We start from the raw sequence: 18361 nt of genomic DNA, 5'->3' as shown, positions 1-18361 counted from the left end.
AGTGAGGTGAAAGTTTATGAAGACAAGAAAAATTCCGATGCGGAAATGCGTCGTCTCCAATGAGATGAAGCCAAAAAAAGAATTAGTCCGCATCGTAAAAAATCAAGCAGGTGAAATAGCCATCGATCCCACAGGCCGCATGAATGGCCGAGGAGCCTATGTCTCTATGGAACCTGCATTGGTACAGAAGGCCTGGAAACAGCATATTTTGGAAAAACACCTTGAGATCGCGATCAGTGATGCGTTCTATCAGGAGTTGTTCGATTATGTCGAACACCAAAAAGCAAGGAGCCTGCTATGACACCTGAAGACAAGATGTTGAATTTGCTGGGTTTGTCATTGCGCGCCGGCAAGTTGATCACAGGTGAAGAAATGACCATCAAGTCCATCCAAAAAAATGAAGCAGTCTTTGTGCTTTGTGCGACAGACTGCAGCACTAACACCAAAGAAAAATTAGAAAACAAATGCCGCTACTATGAAGTCCCGTTCCTGGTGCATTTCACTTCGGAACAAATCAGTCAAGCAATAGGCAAGTCCCGTTCCATTTGCGCCTTGACTGATAGAGGATTCGCCAAAAGTTTCATGCGGCTGAAAGGAACAAAGTAATGAGATAAGGAAGGTGATGACATGGAAAAAAAACGTGTCTACGAATATGCAAAAGAACACAAGGTATCAAGCAAAACGGTGTTGGATAAAGCAAAACAATTGGGGATCGATTATCATAGCCATATGTCAACCATGGAAGACGGAGACATCAAAAAGTTGAACCAATCCATCTCTTCCACTGCTGAAAATCAGGTTGCCAAGCCGAGTGCACAGCAATCCAATGCGACACAGAAAAAGCAACCAGCAGAAAACAAAAAGGCGCCTGCAACAAAAATACATAAAACTACTGATAAGAGTGAACTGAGGAAAAACACAGACATGAAAAATAAACCATCGAATCCTTCTTCGAATCAAAACAACGGTTCCGAAAATAAAGGACATGCAAAAACTACTACAGACAAAAATGCAAAACGGCCGGCGCAAGCCACAAGCCAAGCTGGACAAAATCGTCCAAATACTAAAATGAATCGAGTTGACTCTGTTTCGCCAAACAAATCAAATGACAAACCAGTGCAGAAAACTGCAAACACTACTTCCACTACTAATGCCCCAGCTAAATCAAACCGTCCAGCATACGGTCAAAATTCCGGCGGTTCCAATCCACGCAGCCAAGGAAATCAAGGGAGAGGCAACAATCCCTACAATAAAAATAAACGGTCGAAGTTCAAAAAAGGCACAACGAAGCAAGGACCGGCAGTACCGCCACGTAAATTCCGCGAGTTACCGGAAACTTTCGTCTATACAGACGGCATGAATGTAATGGAAGTTGCCAAAAAGTTGCATCGCGAACCGGCTGAAATCATCAAGAAGTTATTCCTGATGGGCATCATGGTCACACAAAACCAGGCATTAGGAAAAGACGCTTTGGAATTGTTGGCTGCCGATTATGGCATCGAAGCTGAAGAAAAAATCGTGCAGGATATTTCCGATTTGAACAGCTATTTCGAAATGGAAGAGAATCCGGAAGAATTAGTTTCAAGACCACCTGTTGTCACAATCATGGGTCACGTCGATCACGGTAAAACGACGCTTTTGGACTCACTGCGCAACACGAACGTAATTCAAACCGAAGCAGGCGGAATCACGCAGCATATCGGCGCTTACCAGGTCAAAATCGACGGAAAACCGATCACTTTCTTGGATACACCTGGACATGCTGCCTTTACGACAATGCGTGCCCGCGGAGCGGATGTCACAGACATCACGATCATCGTTGTCGCAGCTGACGACGGTGTGATGCCGCAAACTATCGAAGCAATCAACCATGCAAAAGCGGCAGATGTTCCTATCATTGTTGCAGTCAATAAAATCGATAAACCGACAGCAAACCCAGATCGCGTGATGCAGGAGTTATCTGATCAAGGTCTGGTTCCTGAAGCTTGGGGCGGAGAAACGATTTTCGTCAACATCTCGGCCAAGTTCGGACAAGGTATCGATGAATTGTTGGAAATGATTCTGTTGGTCGCTGAAGTCCAGGAATTGAAAGCTAATCCGAATCGTTTAGCTATCGGTTCTGTCATCGAAGCTCGTTTGGATAAATCAAAAGGCCCGATCGCTACCGTATTGGTTCAGTCGGGTACTTTGAAAATCGGCGATCCGATTGTAGTCGGCAATACACACGGACGTGTCCGTGTAATGACCAACGATCAAGGCAGACGCGTAAAAACGGCTGGACCTGCCATGCCTGTCGAAATTACAGGCTTGAATGCAGCACCGCAAGCGGGTGATCACTTTGTCGTCTTTGAAGACGAGAAGACTGCACGTCAAGCAGGTGAAGAACGTGCGAAACGTGCCCTTATGGAGCAGCGTTCAACGCAAAACCGCGTGACCTTGGATAACTTGTTCTCCAGTTTGAAAGACGGAGAACTGAAGGAAGTCAATGTCATCATTAAAGCTGACGTACAAGGTTCAGTTGAAGCCTTGGCAGCAAGCTTGCAAAAGATCGAGGTTGAGGGTGTACGCGTCAAAATCGTCCACTCGGCAGCGGGTGCAATCAACGAAAGTGATGTTACTTTGGCTGCAGCCAGCAATGCGATCATGATTGGTTTCAACGTCCGCCCGACTCCTCAAGCGAAGATCCAAGCTGAAAGCGAAAATGTGGACATCCGTCTGCACCGCATCATCTACAACGCCATCGATGAAATCGAAACAGCGATGAAAGGGATGCTGGATCCTGAATTTGAAGAGCAAGTAACCGGTCAAGCGCTTATCCGCGAGACCTATAAAGTATCTAAAGTCGGTACAATCGGTGGCGCGTTCGTGACCGACGGCTATATCGGAAGAAACAGCAGTATCCGTATCATCCGAGACAACATCGTCATTTTCGACGGCAAACTTGCCAGCTTGAAGCGATTCAAGGATGATGCCAAAGAAGTTAAAAAAGGCTTTGAATGTGGTGTGATGATCGAAGATTACAACGATATCCGCATCGATGACGTCATCGAAGCGTACCATATGGTTGAAATCAAAAAATAATACTCGACAGCAATCGAACTAGTGAGAGGTGAACCGAAATGGCTAATTTCAGAGCAGGAAGAATCAAACAAGAAATTCAACGCGAAGTGAATGATATCCTGGCTAAGCGTGTAAAAGATCCGCGTGTTGCGAATGTGAACATAACGGATGTGGAAATCACCGGTGACTTGCAACAAGCAACCATCTATTACAGCACCTTATCGGAACTTGCCAGCGATCGCGAAAAAACGCAACAAGGTTTGGACAAGGCAACTGGTCTTGTCCGCAAAGAACTTGGAACGCGTCTGTCACTTTACAAGACCCCGGAATTGTTTTTTAAACGTGATGAATCGGTAGCGTACGGCAGTAAGATTGATGAATTGATCCGCAAAATGCACGAGGATCAAAAGAAATAGAATCTCGCATATCTGCGGACCAAAAAAGCCAGCCACAATGATCCATGCGATCGCTGTGGCTGGCTTTTTGCTTTGTGGTCAAGAATATGGCATAAATCCCATATTTAACTACCCAGAGGTCAGTTGTGTAAATAGAATGACTCAGAGTCTGCCAGTTAGTTATAATCGTTTAGAGGTTGATTTTAGTGCTGTGAGCATTCAGCCCTGTTCGCTTGTAAAAAAAGATTGACCGACCATGACATTTTTGGACATAATGTAAAGTAGACTAAATGGACAGCACTGAAGCTGCTGATGGAGGATATTATGATTTGGAGTAAAATGAAGCCGCAGTTGGAGAACTTCCTCGCGCCTGTGTTAGTGGGCAGAGTGGAGTACCTATCCACCAGCTACCGCTATTCACCCGAAAAAAACGGCCAGTGTCGCATAGCCGTAGACAATAAAAAAATCTTCAACATGAAGGACGGAACGACAGGAATAAGGTGGTACCTGTCGGAACAGGACATCAAGAATGATCCTGCAGTCATGATTCCGCTCAGCGAAGCCGAAATTGAACAAATCAGGAAAGAAACCGGCGGAAAAGTACCTGAAGAACGGTTGGCAGTAATCGCGAGCGACCGCAAACTGATGGCCTATGTGAAGGGAACGATGGCCGCCCAAGTGACCTTAAGCAAAACCGATTTCAACAAAACCGCTGATGTATTTTTGAGCCAACCCATCGAAGACAGTCTCGCAAGTAAAGACATTCTGTTGAATTGCTTGGCCTTGTTGGATAGGCGCGTCGGCAAGAAACGAATCATGGACATGGAACAATCAGTGAGAATGAAGCATCCGATTGTGCAATATTTCTATGCACTGAGGCGTGGCCTGAAGTAGGGTGTATTGGGGCTTGCGGTATCCACAAGGAACGCCAGCGGGGAAACCGGCTTCCAGACGCCAAAAAGGAACCAATCAGGCCAAATCACCTGAGCGGTTCCTTTTTGCATTCATAACGTATGCTCTACAGATTATCTTCAAGGAATAGTTGTGTTCGTTTCTTCTCGAACCGTTGGTAAATGCTGCTGCCAAGCAATCCGAACAGAATCGGTCCAACGATCAGCAACAACGCCTGGACATATTCACCGGTGTGGAATGGCTGGTAGACCTGGAAGGTGATGGCAATCAAAGTAGCTGTGCAGACACTCAGCGAGCAAAGGTAACCTTGCCAGTGCGCAGCAATCAGTGAGTGCTTCAGCAATCCAGGGTTCTTGATACGATAGAACGGATAACTTGCGGCTACGACGAAATACGGAATGGCACGGGCTACATTCGTCATATAGGTCAGTTGGTTGAATAATGTACCTAAAATGGTACTATTTAAAGATAAGCCGATGATGCACAAAGAAACAACCGAAGCTTGGATCCAAAGTGCCGTTTGTGGCATCTGTTTGTGGTTGATTTTAGTCAGAAATTGCGGCCAAATTTCCTTTGGCGTGCCCTGGATCAAACTTTTTAATGGTGTATAGGTGATGGACGACAACAATCCGATATAGGCCACAAACAAGGTGAAGGCAGTATAGCGTATGAATGCTTGATATAGGAATGCCTGAGCGGATGCCGACAGACCGAAGGCAATGCTGAGGTTATTGGCAAGACTGCCCATCAAACCGTACATCAGATTGCCGAGATGGAACTGATCGGTTTCCCGCAATACATTCAGGTTATTCGCACCGCTCCATAGCATAATGCCGCCGAAATAAAGGACGACGATGATCACAGCGCTGATGATCAATGCTTTCGGAAATTTCTTTCGCTGTTGGCCGGATTTGTCTACAAGACTGGCGATCGTGTCCAATCCGCCGAATGCGGTGATGGCAAAAATAAAGAAGGGCAACTGCGAAAGGAATGAATCATTGGTCCCTTTGAAGAAACTCGGGGCGGCAAGGCTCTGCTGCATATTTTGAGCGATGAGTTGCGGAGTGTTCACCATCAACATCAGATTGCCGATTCCAGAAATGAGCAGCAGACCGACCATTGCATAGCTGCTCGTCTTCAAAAATGAAAAGACGGCCTGGTGACCGCGGTTGATCACCCAAGTCATGCAAAATACAGCTACAAGTGAGAGAACCATAATCCAGTAGGCCGTGTCGATGCCGAACCATTGCTCAGCGGAAGTCAAGTCCTGTCCAAAAAGCATGATCGTGAAAGGAATCAACAATTTCATGAAGAGGCTGATGATCCACGTGAAGTAGCTGCAGTACCACAGGAAGGCGGTAATGAACGCGATACGCGGTGAAAAAGCATCCTTCAGCCAATCATAGATGCCGCCTGTGCGATTCGAATAGCTGCGTGTATATTCTGATACAATAAGGGCATAGGGTATAAAATAAAAAAAAGCGCTGATCAAAAACCAAGGGAATGATTTCAGACCCATCATGAAAAATGAGGACGACATACTTGAAAAAGAATATACGGTCATGACGATGATCAGTATCAGATTGAAAAATGATAGACTTTTGGTTGGTTTCATAATAAACTCCTTATTAATAATTTGCTTCCAACAATTGGTATCATCATAGTAACTTTTTGGATAAAGGGCAACAAAAATCCACAGATTTCGAAAAATATAGGGAATTGGAGTAGTGAATAATGTCACAAATAGATTTGTGGTTGCAGGAGAAAAGAAAAGAATGGCAGGCAGATTTTTTAGGCTTGGCTCAGGATGTTGCCCTGGCCTGCCAACAAACTGAACTGCGTTGGACGCATGTTGCCGGAAATACAAGCGATCACTACAAAACGATCCGCTTGCGGATCGGTAAAGGCATCGCCGGCGAAGTTTGGCGCACCGGCCGGGAACAACGTGCCACTGAAATCCAATCAGACAGCCAGAATCTTTTGAAGTATCCAATTGCAAGGCTCGAGCAGCTCGACATGACAATCGGCATTCCGATAATGAAGAACGGCATCATCCGAGCGGTCTTGTTGCTTGGATACCGCCATCCGATAGAGTCCCATCTGGCTGATGTGACTGTTGTCTACGAATCTTTGCCAGGCTTAGCAGCCCTATTGGAAGAGGAGGGGCACAAAGATGGCTGATCCAAATGAACGCATTTCCAAAATTTTGCCCCAACCGACTTGGCTCATGGATGCTGACTACATTGTAATCGACAAGAATGCACAGGCAGAAAAGTTCGAGAAAGATTATGTCATTTCAATGGAATATGCGGTACAGGTAGCCAAGGGCACTTGTTGCGCATTCCATACAGATAAAACAGCATGCAAAAACTGCCCGCTCGAGAGTAAATGGGCGGCTTCGGATGGGTTCCCGATCACTTTTATGGGCCGTGACGGAGTCTCCTATGAATTTTTCGGAAAACTTGTGAAAAGGGAACACGACTGGATGCTGGAGATCCGCTATATCGATAAGCCCTTCGAATCAGAGGGGAAAAGCATGCTGACCTACTTGAACGAAGCCCGCGAGAGTGAGCAAAAAAGGATTGCGCGCGAACTCCATGATGGGATCGCCCAGAGCATCTACAGCTTGATGCTTGAAACGAGAGGGCTGAAGTGGACACCGGTTGAGGAACATCAGCAAAAGCTCCAGGCGATAGATCGGCATTTTGCGGACGTACTTTTGGAAATCAAGAGTTTGGCTACCGAATTGCGGCCGAGCATTCTGGATGATGTCGGGCTTATCCCGGCGATAAATCAGTTTGTCGAACAGACAATGGAAATGACAGGATTCATCATCCATGTTATCGTAGACGGGGACAGGATTGATCTTAGCAGCCGAGGGAATGTCGTCATCTACCGCAGTATTCAGGAGGCAATCTCGAATGCTCTGAAATATTCCGGAGAGAATGAAGCGTCCATCACCCTTGATTTTGGCCAAAATGAACTGCGCGTCACGATTGCGGATGCAGGCAAAGGGTTCATCTACGATCCTTATCACCTGGGGTTCGGATTGCTGAACTTGCGGGAACGCGCCCAATCTGTAGGCGGGACAATCGAAGTCGAAACAGGTATAGGAAAAGGGACACGCATCACAATGATCGTGCCTTATAAGGAGGGCTTAGCATGAAAATCATTATTGCAGACGATCATGCACTGGTGCGCAACGCACTGACCTTCATGTTGAATGCGCAACCGGACATGGAGGTCGTCGGTGACGCCGCTGACGGCAACGAAGTTTTCATGAAGCTGGAAAATACGCAGGCGGATCTTGTATTGATGGACATCAGTATGCCACCCGGGGAAAACGGTTTGCATACGACGCGCCGGATCAAAGAAACGCATCCGGAGATCAAAGTGATTGTATTGACGATGCATGACGAGGAAAGCTACGTGAGGGAAGCATTGAATGCAGGAGCAGATGGTTTTATCCTCAAAAGCACAACCGACGACATCTTGCTGGACGGCATCCGGAAAGTCCATGCCAACCAACGTTATTACAGCGGATATACAAGTGACAACTTGGATGAGCTGGACACCTTTCAGGGCGACAGCCTCTATGCTAGCCTTTCGAAACGGGAAAAAGAGGTCCTGCCGCTCGTCGCTTTGGGCTACAACAACAGGGACATAGCCGAAAAACTGTTCATTTCCGTCAAAACGGTAGAGGTTCATAAAGCAAACATCAGAAAAAAACTGAAGGTCGACAGCTACGCCGATCTTTTGCGTTATAGTGTGAAAAATCATCTGGTCGATTTCTAGGAGGAATAAGATGAAAATCGGAATCATGTACGTGCTGCATGGCAGAAAGACAAGTATCCCGCAAAAACTGTCCAATATCGTCAAAGATTTCAGCGACACCTTGGATCTGCCCCAAGCAATCGGTATGCTGGAAGGGCAACAACAGATGTTGGAGGATGCAGTCAAGGAGCTGGAAAAACAAAAGGTGGACAAAATAATTGTCGTTCCAGTGCTGCTTTTCCCGGCCACGCACGCTCGGGAGGATATCCCGCAGCGCATGCAGGCATGCGCTGCAGTTCCGTTTGAAATCTGCGAGACACTGGGGACAACGAAAGCTGTATACGACTGGCTGAAAGGCCGGTTGCAGGAAGCTGCAGAGACACACCCGACATTTCCAATCATGTTGGTCGCTCACGGAACGACCCATTATCCTGAGCCTGGCGAACAACTGGAAAGGATTGCTGCTGCCTTGAGATCGGATTTGGGTCGCGAAGTCTTCGCTACAAACCATCTCGGCGAACCGCATTACCAAGCGATTTCCGGAGATCAGTCCTACATCGTGCAACGGCTGTTCTTTACGGATGGATACTTGGCCCAAAAAATAGGATGCTGGTTCGAAAAAAATCGACCTCAGGATATGTTGCTGGAACAATTGCTCGATGCAGAAGCCGTCCATAAAGCCCTTAAGGAACGGTTGGAGGATACCGGATGTATCCGATGATGGTTGACATCAGCAAACGTAAAGTAGTGGTGGTCGGCGGTGGCAAGATCGCGACGCGGAAATTGCAGGAATTGATCCGTTGCGGTGCCCAGCCGACCGTCATCGCTCCTACCGTAAGTCAGGAAATCCTGGAGTGGGCTGAAAGCGGCAAAGCATTACTGGTCAGGCGGGCATACAAATCCGGCGATCTTGAAGATGCAACTTTCATCTTCATCTGCACGGATGATCTGGCAACAAACAAAGCGGCAAGGTCGGAAATCGGACCGCATCAGTTCCTGAACGACACGACCGACCGAAGCAACAGTGACTTCATCAATCTTGCGACGCTGCGCCAGGATGACTACCTGGTGGCTGTCTCCACTTACGGGAATGATCCGCGAAAAGCCAAACAGATACTTCATGAAATAGCCGAAAAAATAAATCCGACTCAAGCCTAGTGCTTGAGTTTTTTTGTTGTTGCAGAAGAAGTTGTGGAACGGGGATGACCACGGGAAACCAAGTGGTTCGAAACCGGACCTCCGACGAGCGCCCATTCGCCGGAGGTAACGGCGCTTTTACGTGCTGTCCTCCGGCGAAGGCTGCTTAATCGGAGCTGAGCATGCTGAAAGCGACAGTACCTCCGGTCAAAGGCAAGCCGGCCGGAGGTAGGCAGCTCGGACCGGAGCCGGATTCTCCGTTGTGTTCTCCATTGCTTTCTCCGTTGCATCCGCGCACAACGTTTTTGTCCAAAATATGGCATTCAATAAAACATAGGCGTTTCCCTAATATTAAATGATTCACAAATACTTTATTGTGAATTTTATAACAACGAATAGAAGAGGGTGCGCAAATGAGAGAACATTTGGTCTTGATCGGAAACGGTATGGCAGGGGTTCGTTTGGTTGAAGAAATTCTGGAAAGAGATCCGGAACGCTATGATATCACGATCATCGGGAAGGAATGCTACCCGAATTACAATCGTATCATGCTGTCCAATGTGCTGCAGAATAAAATGACGGTGGATGAAATCATCACCAATCCATATACATGGTACGAAGAGAACAATATCACGCTGATCAACGAAGATCCGGCGGTCGGAGTCGATACAGCGAATAAGCTTGTCACAAGCGAAAAAGGGCTGAAGATCCCTTTCGATAAATTGGTTTTTGCCACTGGTTCCCATCCATTCATTTTACCGATTCCCGGTTCGCAGAAAGACGGCGTAGTCGCCTTTCGAACCATCGATGATACGGCTGAAATGATGGAAGCCGCAGGCAAGCACAAGAAAGCTGTCGTCATCGGCGGCGGTCTGCTTGGGTTGGAAGCCGCGAAAGGCCTGCAGCTGCAGGGAATGGACGTCACCGTTGTCCATTTGGCCAAATGGTTGATGGAAACCCAATTGGATGAGAGAGCAGGCAAATTGTTGCAGGGAGATCTCGAGGCACAGGGACTGAAATTCCTGCTGGAACACGCAACAACCGAAATATTGGGTGACGAGCGCGTCACTGGCCTGCGCTTCAAGGACGGCACCGCGATCGATACCGATCTTGTCGTCATGTCGATCGGTATCCGACCAGCTGCCGAATTGGCGCGCGAAGTCGGTCTGGAAGTAAACCGCGGGATTGTCGTGAATGACTTCATGGAAACCAATTTGCCGGCTATCTATGCAATCGGGGAGTGCGTGGAACATGACGGGAAAACCTACGGATTGGTTGCCCCCTTGTTTGAACAAGGAAAAGTGCTGGCCGATGTATTGACAGGCATCGAAGCCAAACCATACCAAGGATCCAAGACGTTCACTTCCTTGAAAGTTTCCGGATGCGATCTGTATTCAGCAGGGAACATCATGGATACTGAAGGGATGCAGAGCATCGAAGCATTCGACGGCGTCAACAGGAACTACAAAAAAGTGTTCATCAAGGATAACCGCATCGAGGGGATCGTCCTCTACGGCGAAACAGCGGACGGCAACCGTTACTACAACATGATGAAAAAAGGCCAGGAAATCGCTGATCTGCAATCGATCGCGATTTTGCAGGCCGCAGGTGAAGAGGCAGGCAGCGATGATGTCGTTGCTTGGGATGACGATGAGACCGTCTGCGGCTGCAACGGCGTCACGAAAGGCGACATCATCAGAGGCATCCGTGACAAAGGCTTGACAAATGTAGCTGAAGTCGGAAAAGTCACCAAAGCCGGAACCAGTTGCGGAAAATGCAAGCCGCAAGTACAGACTTTGTTGGAGCACGAACTCGGTGAGGGTGTCACAGCTTCAACCGGCATCTGCTCCTGCACGGATTTGAACAGGGACCAAGTCATGACTCAGATTTATGCGAAGCATCTGACGACCAGCACGGATGTATTCAAAGAACTGCATTTTGCAAATCCTGAAGGCTGCGCGAAATGCAGACCGGCAGTCAATTTCTATTTGAATGTTGCCTTCCCGACTGAACATAAAGATGAGCGCCAATCACGCTATGTGAACGAGCGCATGCATGCCAATATCCAAAAAGACGGAACGTTCTCGGTCATTCCGAGAATGAGGGGCGGCCAGACGAATCCGCAGCAACTGCTGCAGATCGCCAAAGTAGCCGAAAAATACAGCGTGCCATTAGTGAAAGTCACAGGAAGCCAACGAATCGGCCTGTACGGCGTCAAGAAGCAAGACCTTCCGGCCATCTGGAAAGAATTGGACATGGTTTCAGCACAGGCTTATGCAAAAGCTTTCCGCTCGGTTAAAACTTGCGTCGGGAAGAACTTCTGCAGATTCGGCACCCAGGATTCAATGGGGCTTGGCATCAAGTTGGAAGAACGCTTTGAGTTCATCGACACACCGCACAAATTCAAAGTTGGCGTATCAGCTTGTCCGCGCAGCTGCGTAGAATCCGGCGTGAAGGATTTCGGCATCATTTGTGTCGAGAACGGCTATCAGATCTATATCGGCGGAAATGGCGGTACTGAAGTCAAGGAAGCGCAGTTGCTTACGACAGTGGAAACGGAAGAAGAAGTCATTGAATATTGCGGTGCTTTGCTGCAGTACTATCGTGAAACCGGCATTTACGGCGAGAGAACCGCTCCATGGATGGAACGGTTAGGGTTTGAGGCCGTCAAGCATATACTGGGCGATGCCGCCAAGCGCAAAGACTTGATCGAGGCTTTGGATGTGGCAACTGCAGTGAAACGGAAAGATCCATGGCACGAAGTCGTCGGCGATCGCGATATCCAGGAAAAATTATATTCGATAGACAGAAGAGAACTTGTAACGGTGGGTGATTAAAATGACAGAAAAAATATTTTTGACCACAACAGATGCTTTGTTTCCGCAGATCGGACGATCCGTATCGATCGGGAACAAAAAGATTGCCCTTTTCCAACTATCAGACGGCCGTATCACGGCCATCGAAGATTTTTGCCCATTGACTGGCGGACCTGTTCTGGAAGGGACCGTATCAGGCGAATACCTTTATGAACCGCTGCGGGATTATAAAATATCCTTGCTTGACGGGCGCATCCAGGACCCCGATGAAGGCCAATTGAAGGTATATGAGCTGTTGCTTGAAGACGGGGACATTTACTTGAAGGGTGCTTCGCTATGATCCATTTCGTAGGGGCAGGACCGGGAGATCCGGAATTGATGACTGCAAAAGGTGTGCGGCTGTTGCAGCATGCCGATGCGGTCATCTACGATCGGCTGGTCAATCCGTTGCTGCTCTTTCATTGCAAGCAGGATTGCCGTTTCATCTATGTCGGCAAAACACCTGATCGGCCCTCGATCAGACAGGCAGAAATCAATGGAAAACTGATTGAAACAGCCGAATCTTACGAGTCGGTCGTCCGACTGAAAGGCGGAGATCCTGTCATTTTCGGCCGTCTGACGGAAGAATTAGAGGCTTGTCAGAACGCCGGTATGCGCTTCGACATTACACCCGGGATCACTGCCGCCAGCGGCACTGCCGGCTACAGCGGGATTTCGTTGACGCAAAGAGGAGTGGCCACTTCGGTGACTTTTACCACCGGCAGACTGGTCGATAATGAAAAAAACACTTTCCAGCAATTGTTGAACGGCCAGACTGTATGCCTTTACATGGGTGTGGAGGCGCTCGACCGTTTTGTGGAAGCGGCCTTGGCGCAAGGGATGTCAGCGAGAATGCCTATCCTGATCACCCAATGGGGAACATACGGCAGGCAGGTAAAGTTGCAAGGAACATTAGCGGACATCAGGCAAAAAATCAGCGAAACCAAAATCGAGAATCCGGCCATGATCATCCTGGGTGAAGTCGTCCATGCCGGGGAACGCTTTGATTGGTTTTCGGACTTGCCGGAAAAAGGCGAATCGATACTGTATATTTCAACAAACAGACCTGACATGTATGCACTGCTTGAGCAGACACAAAAAGGCGCGGATGTCTGGTGGATGCAAGTAGGCGAAACGCGGGATCACCGTTTTGATGAGGTAAACAAGCACTACTTAGCGGAGCGGCATTTCGATACCATCATCTTTGTTGATGAAGCAGCAAAAAATAGCTATGAAGCGGAAAAGGTGAAGCCATTATGGGAGCATTGAGCCCGAAAGAATTATTAGAAGAAGCCATTCTAAGAGGCAAACATAAAGCTGATTACAGCATCATGACGATGGCAACGTTGGGAATCATGGCCGGTGTCTTCATCGGACTGGCGGGTGTTGCGATGATCCGCACTATGGGATCGATGCCAGTTGAGTGGGGCACGCTCGTAAACTTGTTGGGGGCGATGGTCTTCCCGGTCGGCCTGATTTGCCTGTTGTTGGTGGGCGGCGAATTGGTGACAGGGAATATGTTGTCTGTATCACTTGCGTTGTTCGCAAAAGAAATATCCGGAAAATCCTGGTTGAGGAACATGGCGGTCGTCACACTTTTCAACTTGATGGGAGCCCTTTTTGTAGCCTATTTCTTTGGTTACTTGTCCGGCACGCTGCAAGGAGCGTTTATCGATAGGACGATTGCTGTCGCCAGAGGCCGTATCGATGTGGCACCCGTTCAATTGTTCTTTTCTTCGGTTGCTTGCAATATCCTGGTCTGCACAGGCGTTTACATGAACTATGCAGCCAAGGATTTCATCGGGAAAATTTTCGGTACTTTTCTGCCGATCATGGCTTTCGTGATTGCCGGTTATCAGCATGTCGTAGCGAACATGTTCCTGATTCCGGCAGGAATTTTCGCCGGAGGGGCGACTTGGACGGAATTCATGCTGAACATCAGCATTGTCTGGATCGGAAATCTGGTGGGCGGCGGATTCTTCATGGGCGGACTCTATTTCATGGCTTACAGAATCGGTATGCGAGAAAGTAGATAACCTTTTTATTTCAAGCGTAAGTCTTCTATAATAGTGACAGAAGGGAGGACGTTGCATGAAGACACTAAGAGTAGGCACACGAAGCAGTGCATTGGCCCTGAAACAAACCGAACTGGTCATTGAGGCTCTGAAAAGGGTGGATCCTTCGGTAGATATCGAGGTGGTCGGCATCACCACCAAAGGAGACAGGCTGGTGCACGTGCCCTTGGCGCAAATCGGAGGCAAGGGCGTGTTTGTGAAGGAAGTCGAGGCCCAACTGTTGGACGGGACAATCGACTTTGCTGTGCACAGCCTCAAGGATGTGCCAGCCCGTTTGCCGGAGGGATTGACCATCGTCGCCACACCCAAAAGGGCGAATCCTTTCGATTGTTTGATCTGGAATGATGACAAACCTTTTTCGGGTACAGCTGTGCCTATGGTGATAGGCACAAGCAGTGTACGCAGGATCAACCAGTTGAAGACTGCATTTCCGGACATGTCGTTTATGCCGATCCGCGGTAATATCGAGACCCGACTCCGAAAGATGAAGGAAGAAGGATTGGACGGTATTGTCCTAGCGGCAGCAGGACTTGAAAGGATGGATTATCTGAAGGGATTGCATATCCTTATGCTCGAACCAGAAGTGTGTGTGCCGGCGATCGGACAAGGGATCATGGCTGTCCAGTGCCGTGAGGGCGATAAGGAACTGATGGCATTGCTGCGCGGAATCAATGATGAAGCTGCAGCAATTGCATGCCGTACAGAACGTTTCTTTCTGCATCGGGCTAATGGCAACTGCGACTTGCCGATAGGCGGCTATGCGCATCGATTGGATGATGGCCAATGGGAATTTTTGGCTTTCTTGGCCGAATCGACCAACAAACCTGGGGTAAGGAAACGTTATGTCGGGGATGATCCGCTTGAGTTGTCGAAAATGGCTGCTGCCGAATTGTTGCCATGAAGAAAACGGTATTGTTGACCAGGCCTCTAGCCATGAATGCCGAAGATCAGGTCCGCTTCCGTGAGGCAGGATACGGAAGGTTTTACGAAATACCTTTATGTGAAATCAAACAGTTACCGATACCGGAATCCATCAAAAATAAAATCAATGCGGCCGAGTGGCTTTTCTTCACGAGTCAAGCGCCTGTAAAGAGTGTCTTGGGCGTTGTTGAAAAAGGGCATCGCCCTTTGATTGCCGTTATCGGCAAGAAAACCGGTGCTATGGTCCAAGCATGCGGATTTGAAGTGGCTTTCGTCAGCCCGCAGGAAACAAAAGAACAGCTCGTTTCCGCTTGGCAGGAACGTTTTCCATCAGGGACTTCGATTTTCTACTCTAAGAGCCAACTCGCTGATGACTACATCGAGGAACATCTGGGTATCCAAAACGAGGTAACCGGTTCTGTCCTTTACCAAAACGTCTTCCCGGACGAAAGCAAAGCTGAATTGGCGAAGCTGCTCAATTTGGATGAACTGTCCGCTGTCTACTTTGCCAGCCCATCAGCTTGGCACAGATTTCTTTCTGTGTATGAAAAGACAGCCAAAAAGACCTTAATGTTCTATGCAATCGGAAAGACGACGGAAAAAGCAATCAACGAATGCGGGTACGAGGCACGTCTGTTGAGAAGACAAGACGGTAAAAATGCAGGAGATCCGGAACAAACATGCTAGAGCAGATGCAAAGATCAGTGTGATCTGAGCATCTGTTTTTTTGATGGAATCAGGTTTTTCTGATAACCATGTTTAGATAGGACCTTCGTGCTATACGCTGCGCCGAAGAAGTTGTAGAATGTAGGTAAGAGGTAAGATGAGTATCCTAGAGAATACGTTCTGCAGAAGGGAGAATTGAGATGGGGAATCTGTACAAAGACAAATTAAGCGGCAGCCGGATCGGTATCGTTTTCGGGGCGTTCGCACCTTGCCATATCGGCCATTTGGAAGTCATCCTGAAAGCCAAGAAAGAGAATGACGGTTGCGTTGTGATCGTGTGTGGTGAAGATGGTGATTTCGGCGAGCCTTTCGGTCTGGATGTATACAGGAGATTCCGGTATATGCGCGAATTATTTGCGGATGATAACCAGATTTATGTGGTGATGGCAGCCGGTCAACGTATTCCGCAAAAAGAAAGCGCGTGGAAGTCTTGGTTGCAAGTCATCAAGCTCAAGATAGCTGATTCATTACAGAACAGCGATGCGGAAAAAATCTGGTACACCGGTAAAACGATGCAGGCGGATGCATTAGAAAAAGAATCCAGCGACGAAGTCCATCTGGTTGATACCAGCTTGTATCCTATAACCGGTCTGAATATACGAAACGATGCCTTGCGCTATTTTAATGCCATCGCTTTGCCTTTCCGCAGGGCGTTCACAAAAAAAATACTGGTTTTGGGTGCTCCGAGCGGGGGAAAAACGACATTGGTCAAGGATTTGGCGAAATTGTATTCCTGCCCTTTCAGTTTTGAATATTCACGCCAGTATCAAGAAGAGTCGAATGTGAATGACTTCGAATTGGATGGCATGGACTATCAGCGGTTAGTCACGGGACAGTTCCAGCTGAACCGGGATACAATAGCCGATCCAGCTAGCCAAGGGATGGCAATCTTGGATACGGATGTTATGGTAACGAAAGTCTATGCACGTCTTGGCGCTAAGGACGATGATTATGCCATCACTCAAGATGAATATGCAATTTTCGAGCAATCGGCCAATGCCTTTATTGCTAGACAATTATGGGATCTGATTTTGGTTGTACCACCGACTCTGAAATATGTCGACGACGGTTACCGCAATATGGAATTTTCAGAGAACGTCTTTTTGAGGACCATCCATGATATGATGCTTGAGGAAATCGCAAAAAGCGGCAATCTGGATAAAGTTGTCTTGCTTGACGCGAAAGGGGACGGCGATAAGGACGAATTCAGTTACTACGCGCGCTACAAGCAAGCGAAGGAAGCGATAGATAAATTGATGGGGCACGAATAATAGAGCGATATGCTTATTGAGTAAGGGTGTTCGGAATAACCGATCACCCTTGTTCGTTTATGTCTGATTTTCACAGCAGCATTCGCGTGTTAAACTAGTATCATCACTCAAGATCCGAGAAGTAAGGGCGTTCTCGAATTTTGGCACATACTGTCGTACATATTAAACTTATTGGGGGAATTATTATGGTTAAAATCGTATCATCGGTAGCAGAATTGATTGGGGAAACACCAATCATTAAATTAAATCAAGTCGTACCGGCAGGATTCGCCGATGTCTATGTAAAATTGGAGGCGTTCAATGTCGGTGGCAGTATCAAAGATCGCATCGCCTTGAACATGATCGCGACAGCAGAAGCAGAAGGCATCTTGAAACCGGGCGATACGATCGTAGAGCCGACAAGCGGCAATACGGGCGTCGGATTGGCTATGTTGGCAGCAGCTAAAGGCTATAAATCCATCTTTGTGATGCCGGATACGATGAGCATCGAGAGGCGTCTGTTGCTTTCGGCTTATGGAGCCGAACTCGTTTTGACTCCCGGGGCCGAGGGGATGCCTACAGCTATCGCAAAAGCCAGAGAAATTGCGGCTCAACCCGGCCATTTTCTGCCTTTGCAGTTCGAAAACCTAGCCAATCCGGCTATCCATGAAACGACAACCGGTCCGGAAATTATCGCGGCTTTCGACGGCGTCGGCCCCGATGCCTTCTTATCGGCTGTCGGAACAGGCGGTACGATCACAGGGGTAGGCAGAGCCTTGCGAAAAGCGAATCCGGATGTCGGCATTTATGCGCTTGAACCTTCCGAGTCCGCAGTGTTGAGCGGAGGCCAAAAAGGACCGCATAAGATTCAGGGCATCGGTACCGGCTTCATTCCGCAGGTATTGGACACAGCGGTATTCGATGGCGTGTTCCAGGTCTCAAGTGAAGAAGCTTTCGAAATGACGCGCAGACTTGCCAAAGAAGAAGGCATTCTTGTGGGCATCTCCAGCGGTGCGGCAGTGGCAGGAGCAATAGCCTTGGCCGGCCAACTTGGTGCAGGCAAGTCAGTAGTGACGATCGCACCGGATAACGGTGAAAGATACCTCTCAACCCCAGTGTTTCAGGTTTAAGCCTTACATCCATAAGTGATAGTGACCCAACCCGGTGCAAGCGTTGGGTTTTTTTGCTTGAATTATTCCTCTGCGTTTCAAATAGTGGCACTTCCGATCTTGGAGAACTATAATAGAGGTAAGTGT

19 protein-coding genes are annotated in these 18361 nt (G+C 48.0%); 18 read left to right on the top strand and 1 reads right to left on the bottom strand.

Features of this window, described 5'->3' with window-relative positions; translation table 11 throughout:
- The first annotated feature begins 16 nt into the window (after positions 1–16).
- From rnpM to ACKPCD_RS09155, 5 genes are all read left to right on the top strand, one after another.
- Positions 17–301 carry an RNase P modulator RnpM gene (gene rnpM / locus ACKPCD_RS09175; protein WP_068559593.1) on the top strand — a complete coding sequence of 95 codons (285 nt, stop codon included), beginning with the start codon at positions 17–19 and terminating at the stop codon, positions 299–301.
- Positions 298–606 carry a L7Ae/L30e/S12e/Gadd45 family ribosomal protein gene (locus ACKPCD_RS09170; RefSeq protein WP_068559591.1) on the top strand — a complete coding sequence of 103 codons (309 nt, stop codon included), beginning with the start codon at positions 298–300 and terminating at the stop codon, positions 604–606. Before rnpM ends, ACKPCD_RS09170 begins: the two co-directional genes overlap by 4 nt.
- 21 nt (positions 607–627) lie before the next feature.
- A complete protein-coding gene (gene infB, locus ACKPCD_RS09165) occupies positions 628–3081 on the top strand; it encodes a translation initiation factor IF-2 (RefSeq protein WP_321433024.1) in 2454 nt (817 codons plus the stop codon).
- Positions 3082–3119: 38 nt separating this feature from the next.
- A complete protein-coding gene (gene rbfA, locus ACKPCD_RS09160; RefSeq protein ID WP_321433023.1) occupies positions 3120–3476 on the top strand; it encodes a 30S ribosome-binding factor RbfA in 357 nt (118 codons plus the stop codon).
- Positions 3477–3779: 303 nt separating this feature from the next.
- Positions 3780–4349, top strand: coding sequence for an SF0329 family protein (locus tag ACKPCD_RS09155; protein ID WP_321433022.1), 570 nt, complete (start codon positions 3780–3782; stop codon positions 4347–4349).
- A 124-nt stretch (positions 4350–4473) separates the two neighbouring features.
- Here ACKPCD_RS09155 and ACKPCD_RS09150 read toward each other — a convergent pair whose 3' ends face one another.
- Positions 4474–5982: an amino acid permease gene (locus ACKPCD_RS09150; RefSeq protein WP_321433021.1), complete on the bottom strand. Its 1509-nt coding sequence runs from the start codon at positions 5980–5982 to the stop codon at positions 4474–4476.
- 119 nt (positions 5983–6101) lie between these two features.
- On the opposite strand from ACKPCD_RS09150, the gene ACKPCD_RS09145 reads away from it, so the two are divergent.
- The 13 genes from ACKPCD_RS09145 to cysK all read left to right on the top strand — a co-directional run bounded on the left by ACKPCD_RS09145 (position 6102) and on the right by cysK (position 18235).
- Positions 6102–6548 carry a GAF domain-containing protein gene (locus tag ACKPCD_RS09145; protein ID WP_321433020.1) on the top strand — a complete coding sequence of 149 codons (447 nt, stop codon included), beginning with the start codon at positions 6102–6104 and terminating at the stop codon, positions 6546–6548.
- Complete coding sequence (locus tag ACKPCD_RS09140; RefSeq protein ID WP_321433019.1) at positions 6541–7533, top strand: sensor histidine kinase; 993 nt, start codon at positions 6541–6543, stop codon at positions 7531–7533. Before ACKPCD_RS09145 ends, ACKPCD_RS09140 begins: the two co-directional genes overlap by 8 nt.
- Positions 7530–8162, top strand: coding sequence for a response regulator (locus ACKPCD_RS09135; RefSeq protein ID WP_321433018.1), 633 nt, complete (start codon positions 7530–7532; stop codon positions 8160–8162). Before ACKPCD_RS09140 ends, ACKPCD_RS09135 begins: the two co-directional genes overlap by 4 nt.
- A gap of 10 nt (positions 8163–8172) precedes the next feature.
- Positions 8173–8862, top strand: coding sequence for a sirohydrochlorin chelatase (locus ACKPCD_RS09130; protein WP_321433017.1), 690 nt, complete (start codon positions 8173–8175; stop codon positions 8860–8862).
- Positions 8850–9299: a precorrin-2 dehydrogenase/sirohydrochlorin ferrochelatase family protein gene (locus tag ACKPCD_RS09125; RefSeq protein WP_321433016.1), complete on the top strand. Its 450-nt coding sequence runs from the start codon at positions 8850–8852 to the stop codon at positions 9297–9299. Before ACKPCD_RS09130 ends, ACKPCD_RS09125 begins: the two co-directional genes overlap by 13 nt.
- A gap of 392 nt (positions 9300–9691) precedes the next feature.
- Entirely contained in the window at positions 9692–12115 is a 2424-nt protein-coding gene (gene nirB, locus ACKPCD_RS09120; protein WP_086988022.1) for a nitrite reductase large subunit NirB, read from the top strand.
- A gap of 1 nt (position 12116) precedes the next feature.
- Complete coding sequence (locus ACKPCD_RS09115) at positions 12117–12434, top strand: nitrite reductase (NAD(P)H) small subunit (protein ID WP_321433015.1); 318 nt, start codon at positions 12117–12119, stop codon at positions 12432–12434.
- The gene (cobA, locus tag ACKPCD_RS09110; RefSeq protein ID WP_321433014.1) at positions 12431–13402 is read left to right on the top strand and encodes a uroporphyrinogen-III C-methyltransferase; all 972 of its coding nucleotides are present in this window, start codon (positions 12431–12433) and stop codon (positions 13400–13402) included. Before ACKPCD_RS09115 ends, cobA begins: the two co-directional genes overlap by 4 nt.
- Entirely contained in the window at positions 13390–14169 is a 780-nt protein-coding gene (locus tag ACKPCD_RS09105) for a formate/nitrite transporter family protein (protein ID WP_086988019.1), read from the top strand. Before cobA ends, ACKPCD_RS09105 begins: the two co-directional genes overlap by 13 nt.
- Positions 14170–14224: 55 nt before the next feature.
- Positions 14225–15109 (top strand): hydroxymethylbilane synthase, encoded by an 885-nt coding sequence (hemC, locus tag ACKPCD_RS09100; protein ID WP_321433013.1) that lies wholly within the window; start codon positions 14225–14227, stop codon positions 15107–15109.
- Positions 15106–15816, top strand: a complete 711-nt coding sequence (locus ACKPCD_RS09095) for a uroporphyrinogen-III synthase (RefSeq protein WP_321433012.1) — start codon at positions 15106–15108, stop codon at positions 15814–15816. Before hemC ends, ACKPCD_RS09095 begins: the two co-directional genes overlap by 4 nt.
- A gap of 179 nt (positions 15817–15995) precedes the next feature.
- Entirely contained in the window at positions 15996–17126 is a 1131-nt protein-coding gene (locus ACKPCD_RS09090) for an AAA family ATPase (protein WP_321433011.1), read from the top strand.
- A gap of 185 nt (positions 17127–17311) precedes the next feature.
- A complete protein-coding gene (gene cysK / locus ACKPCD_RS09085) occupies positions 17312–18235 on the top strand; it encodes a cysteine synthase A (protein WP_321433010.1) in 924 nt (307 codons plus the stop codon).
- The last annotated feature ends 126 nt before the right edge of the window (positions 18236–18361 follow it).

Origin of the sequence: Trichococcus flocculiformis (assembly GCF_963662535.1) — a bacterium.
Lineage (GTDB): Bacteria > Bacillota > Bacilli > Lactobacillales > Aerococcaceae > Trichococcus > Trichococcus flocculiformis.
Note: the sequence above shows the minus strand (reverse complement) of the source record. Positions and strands in the feature narration are given on the sequence as shown.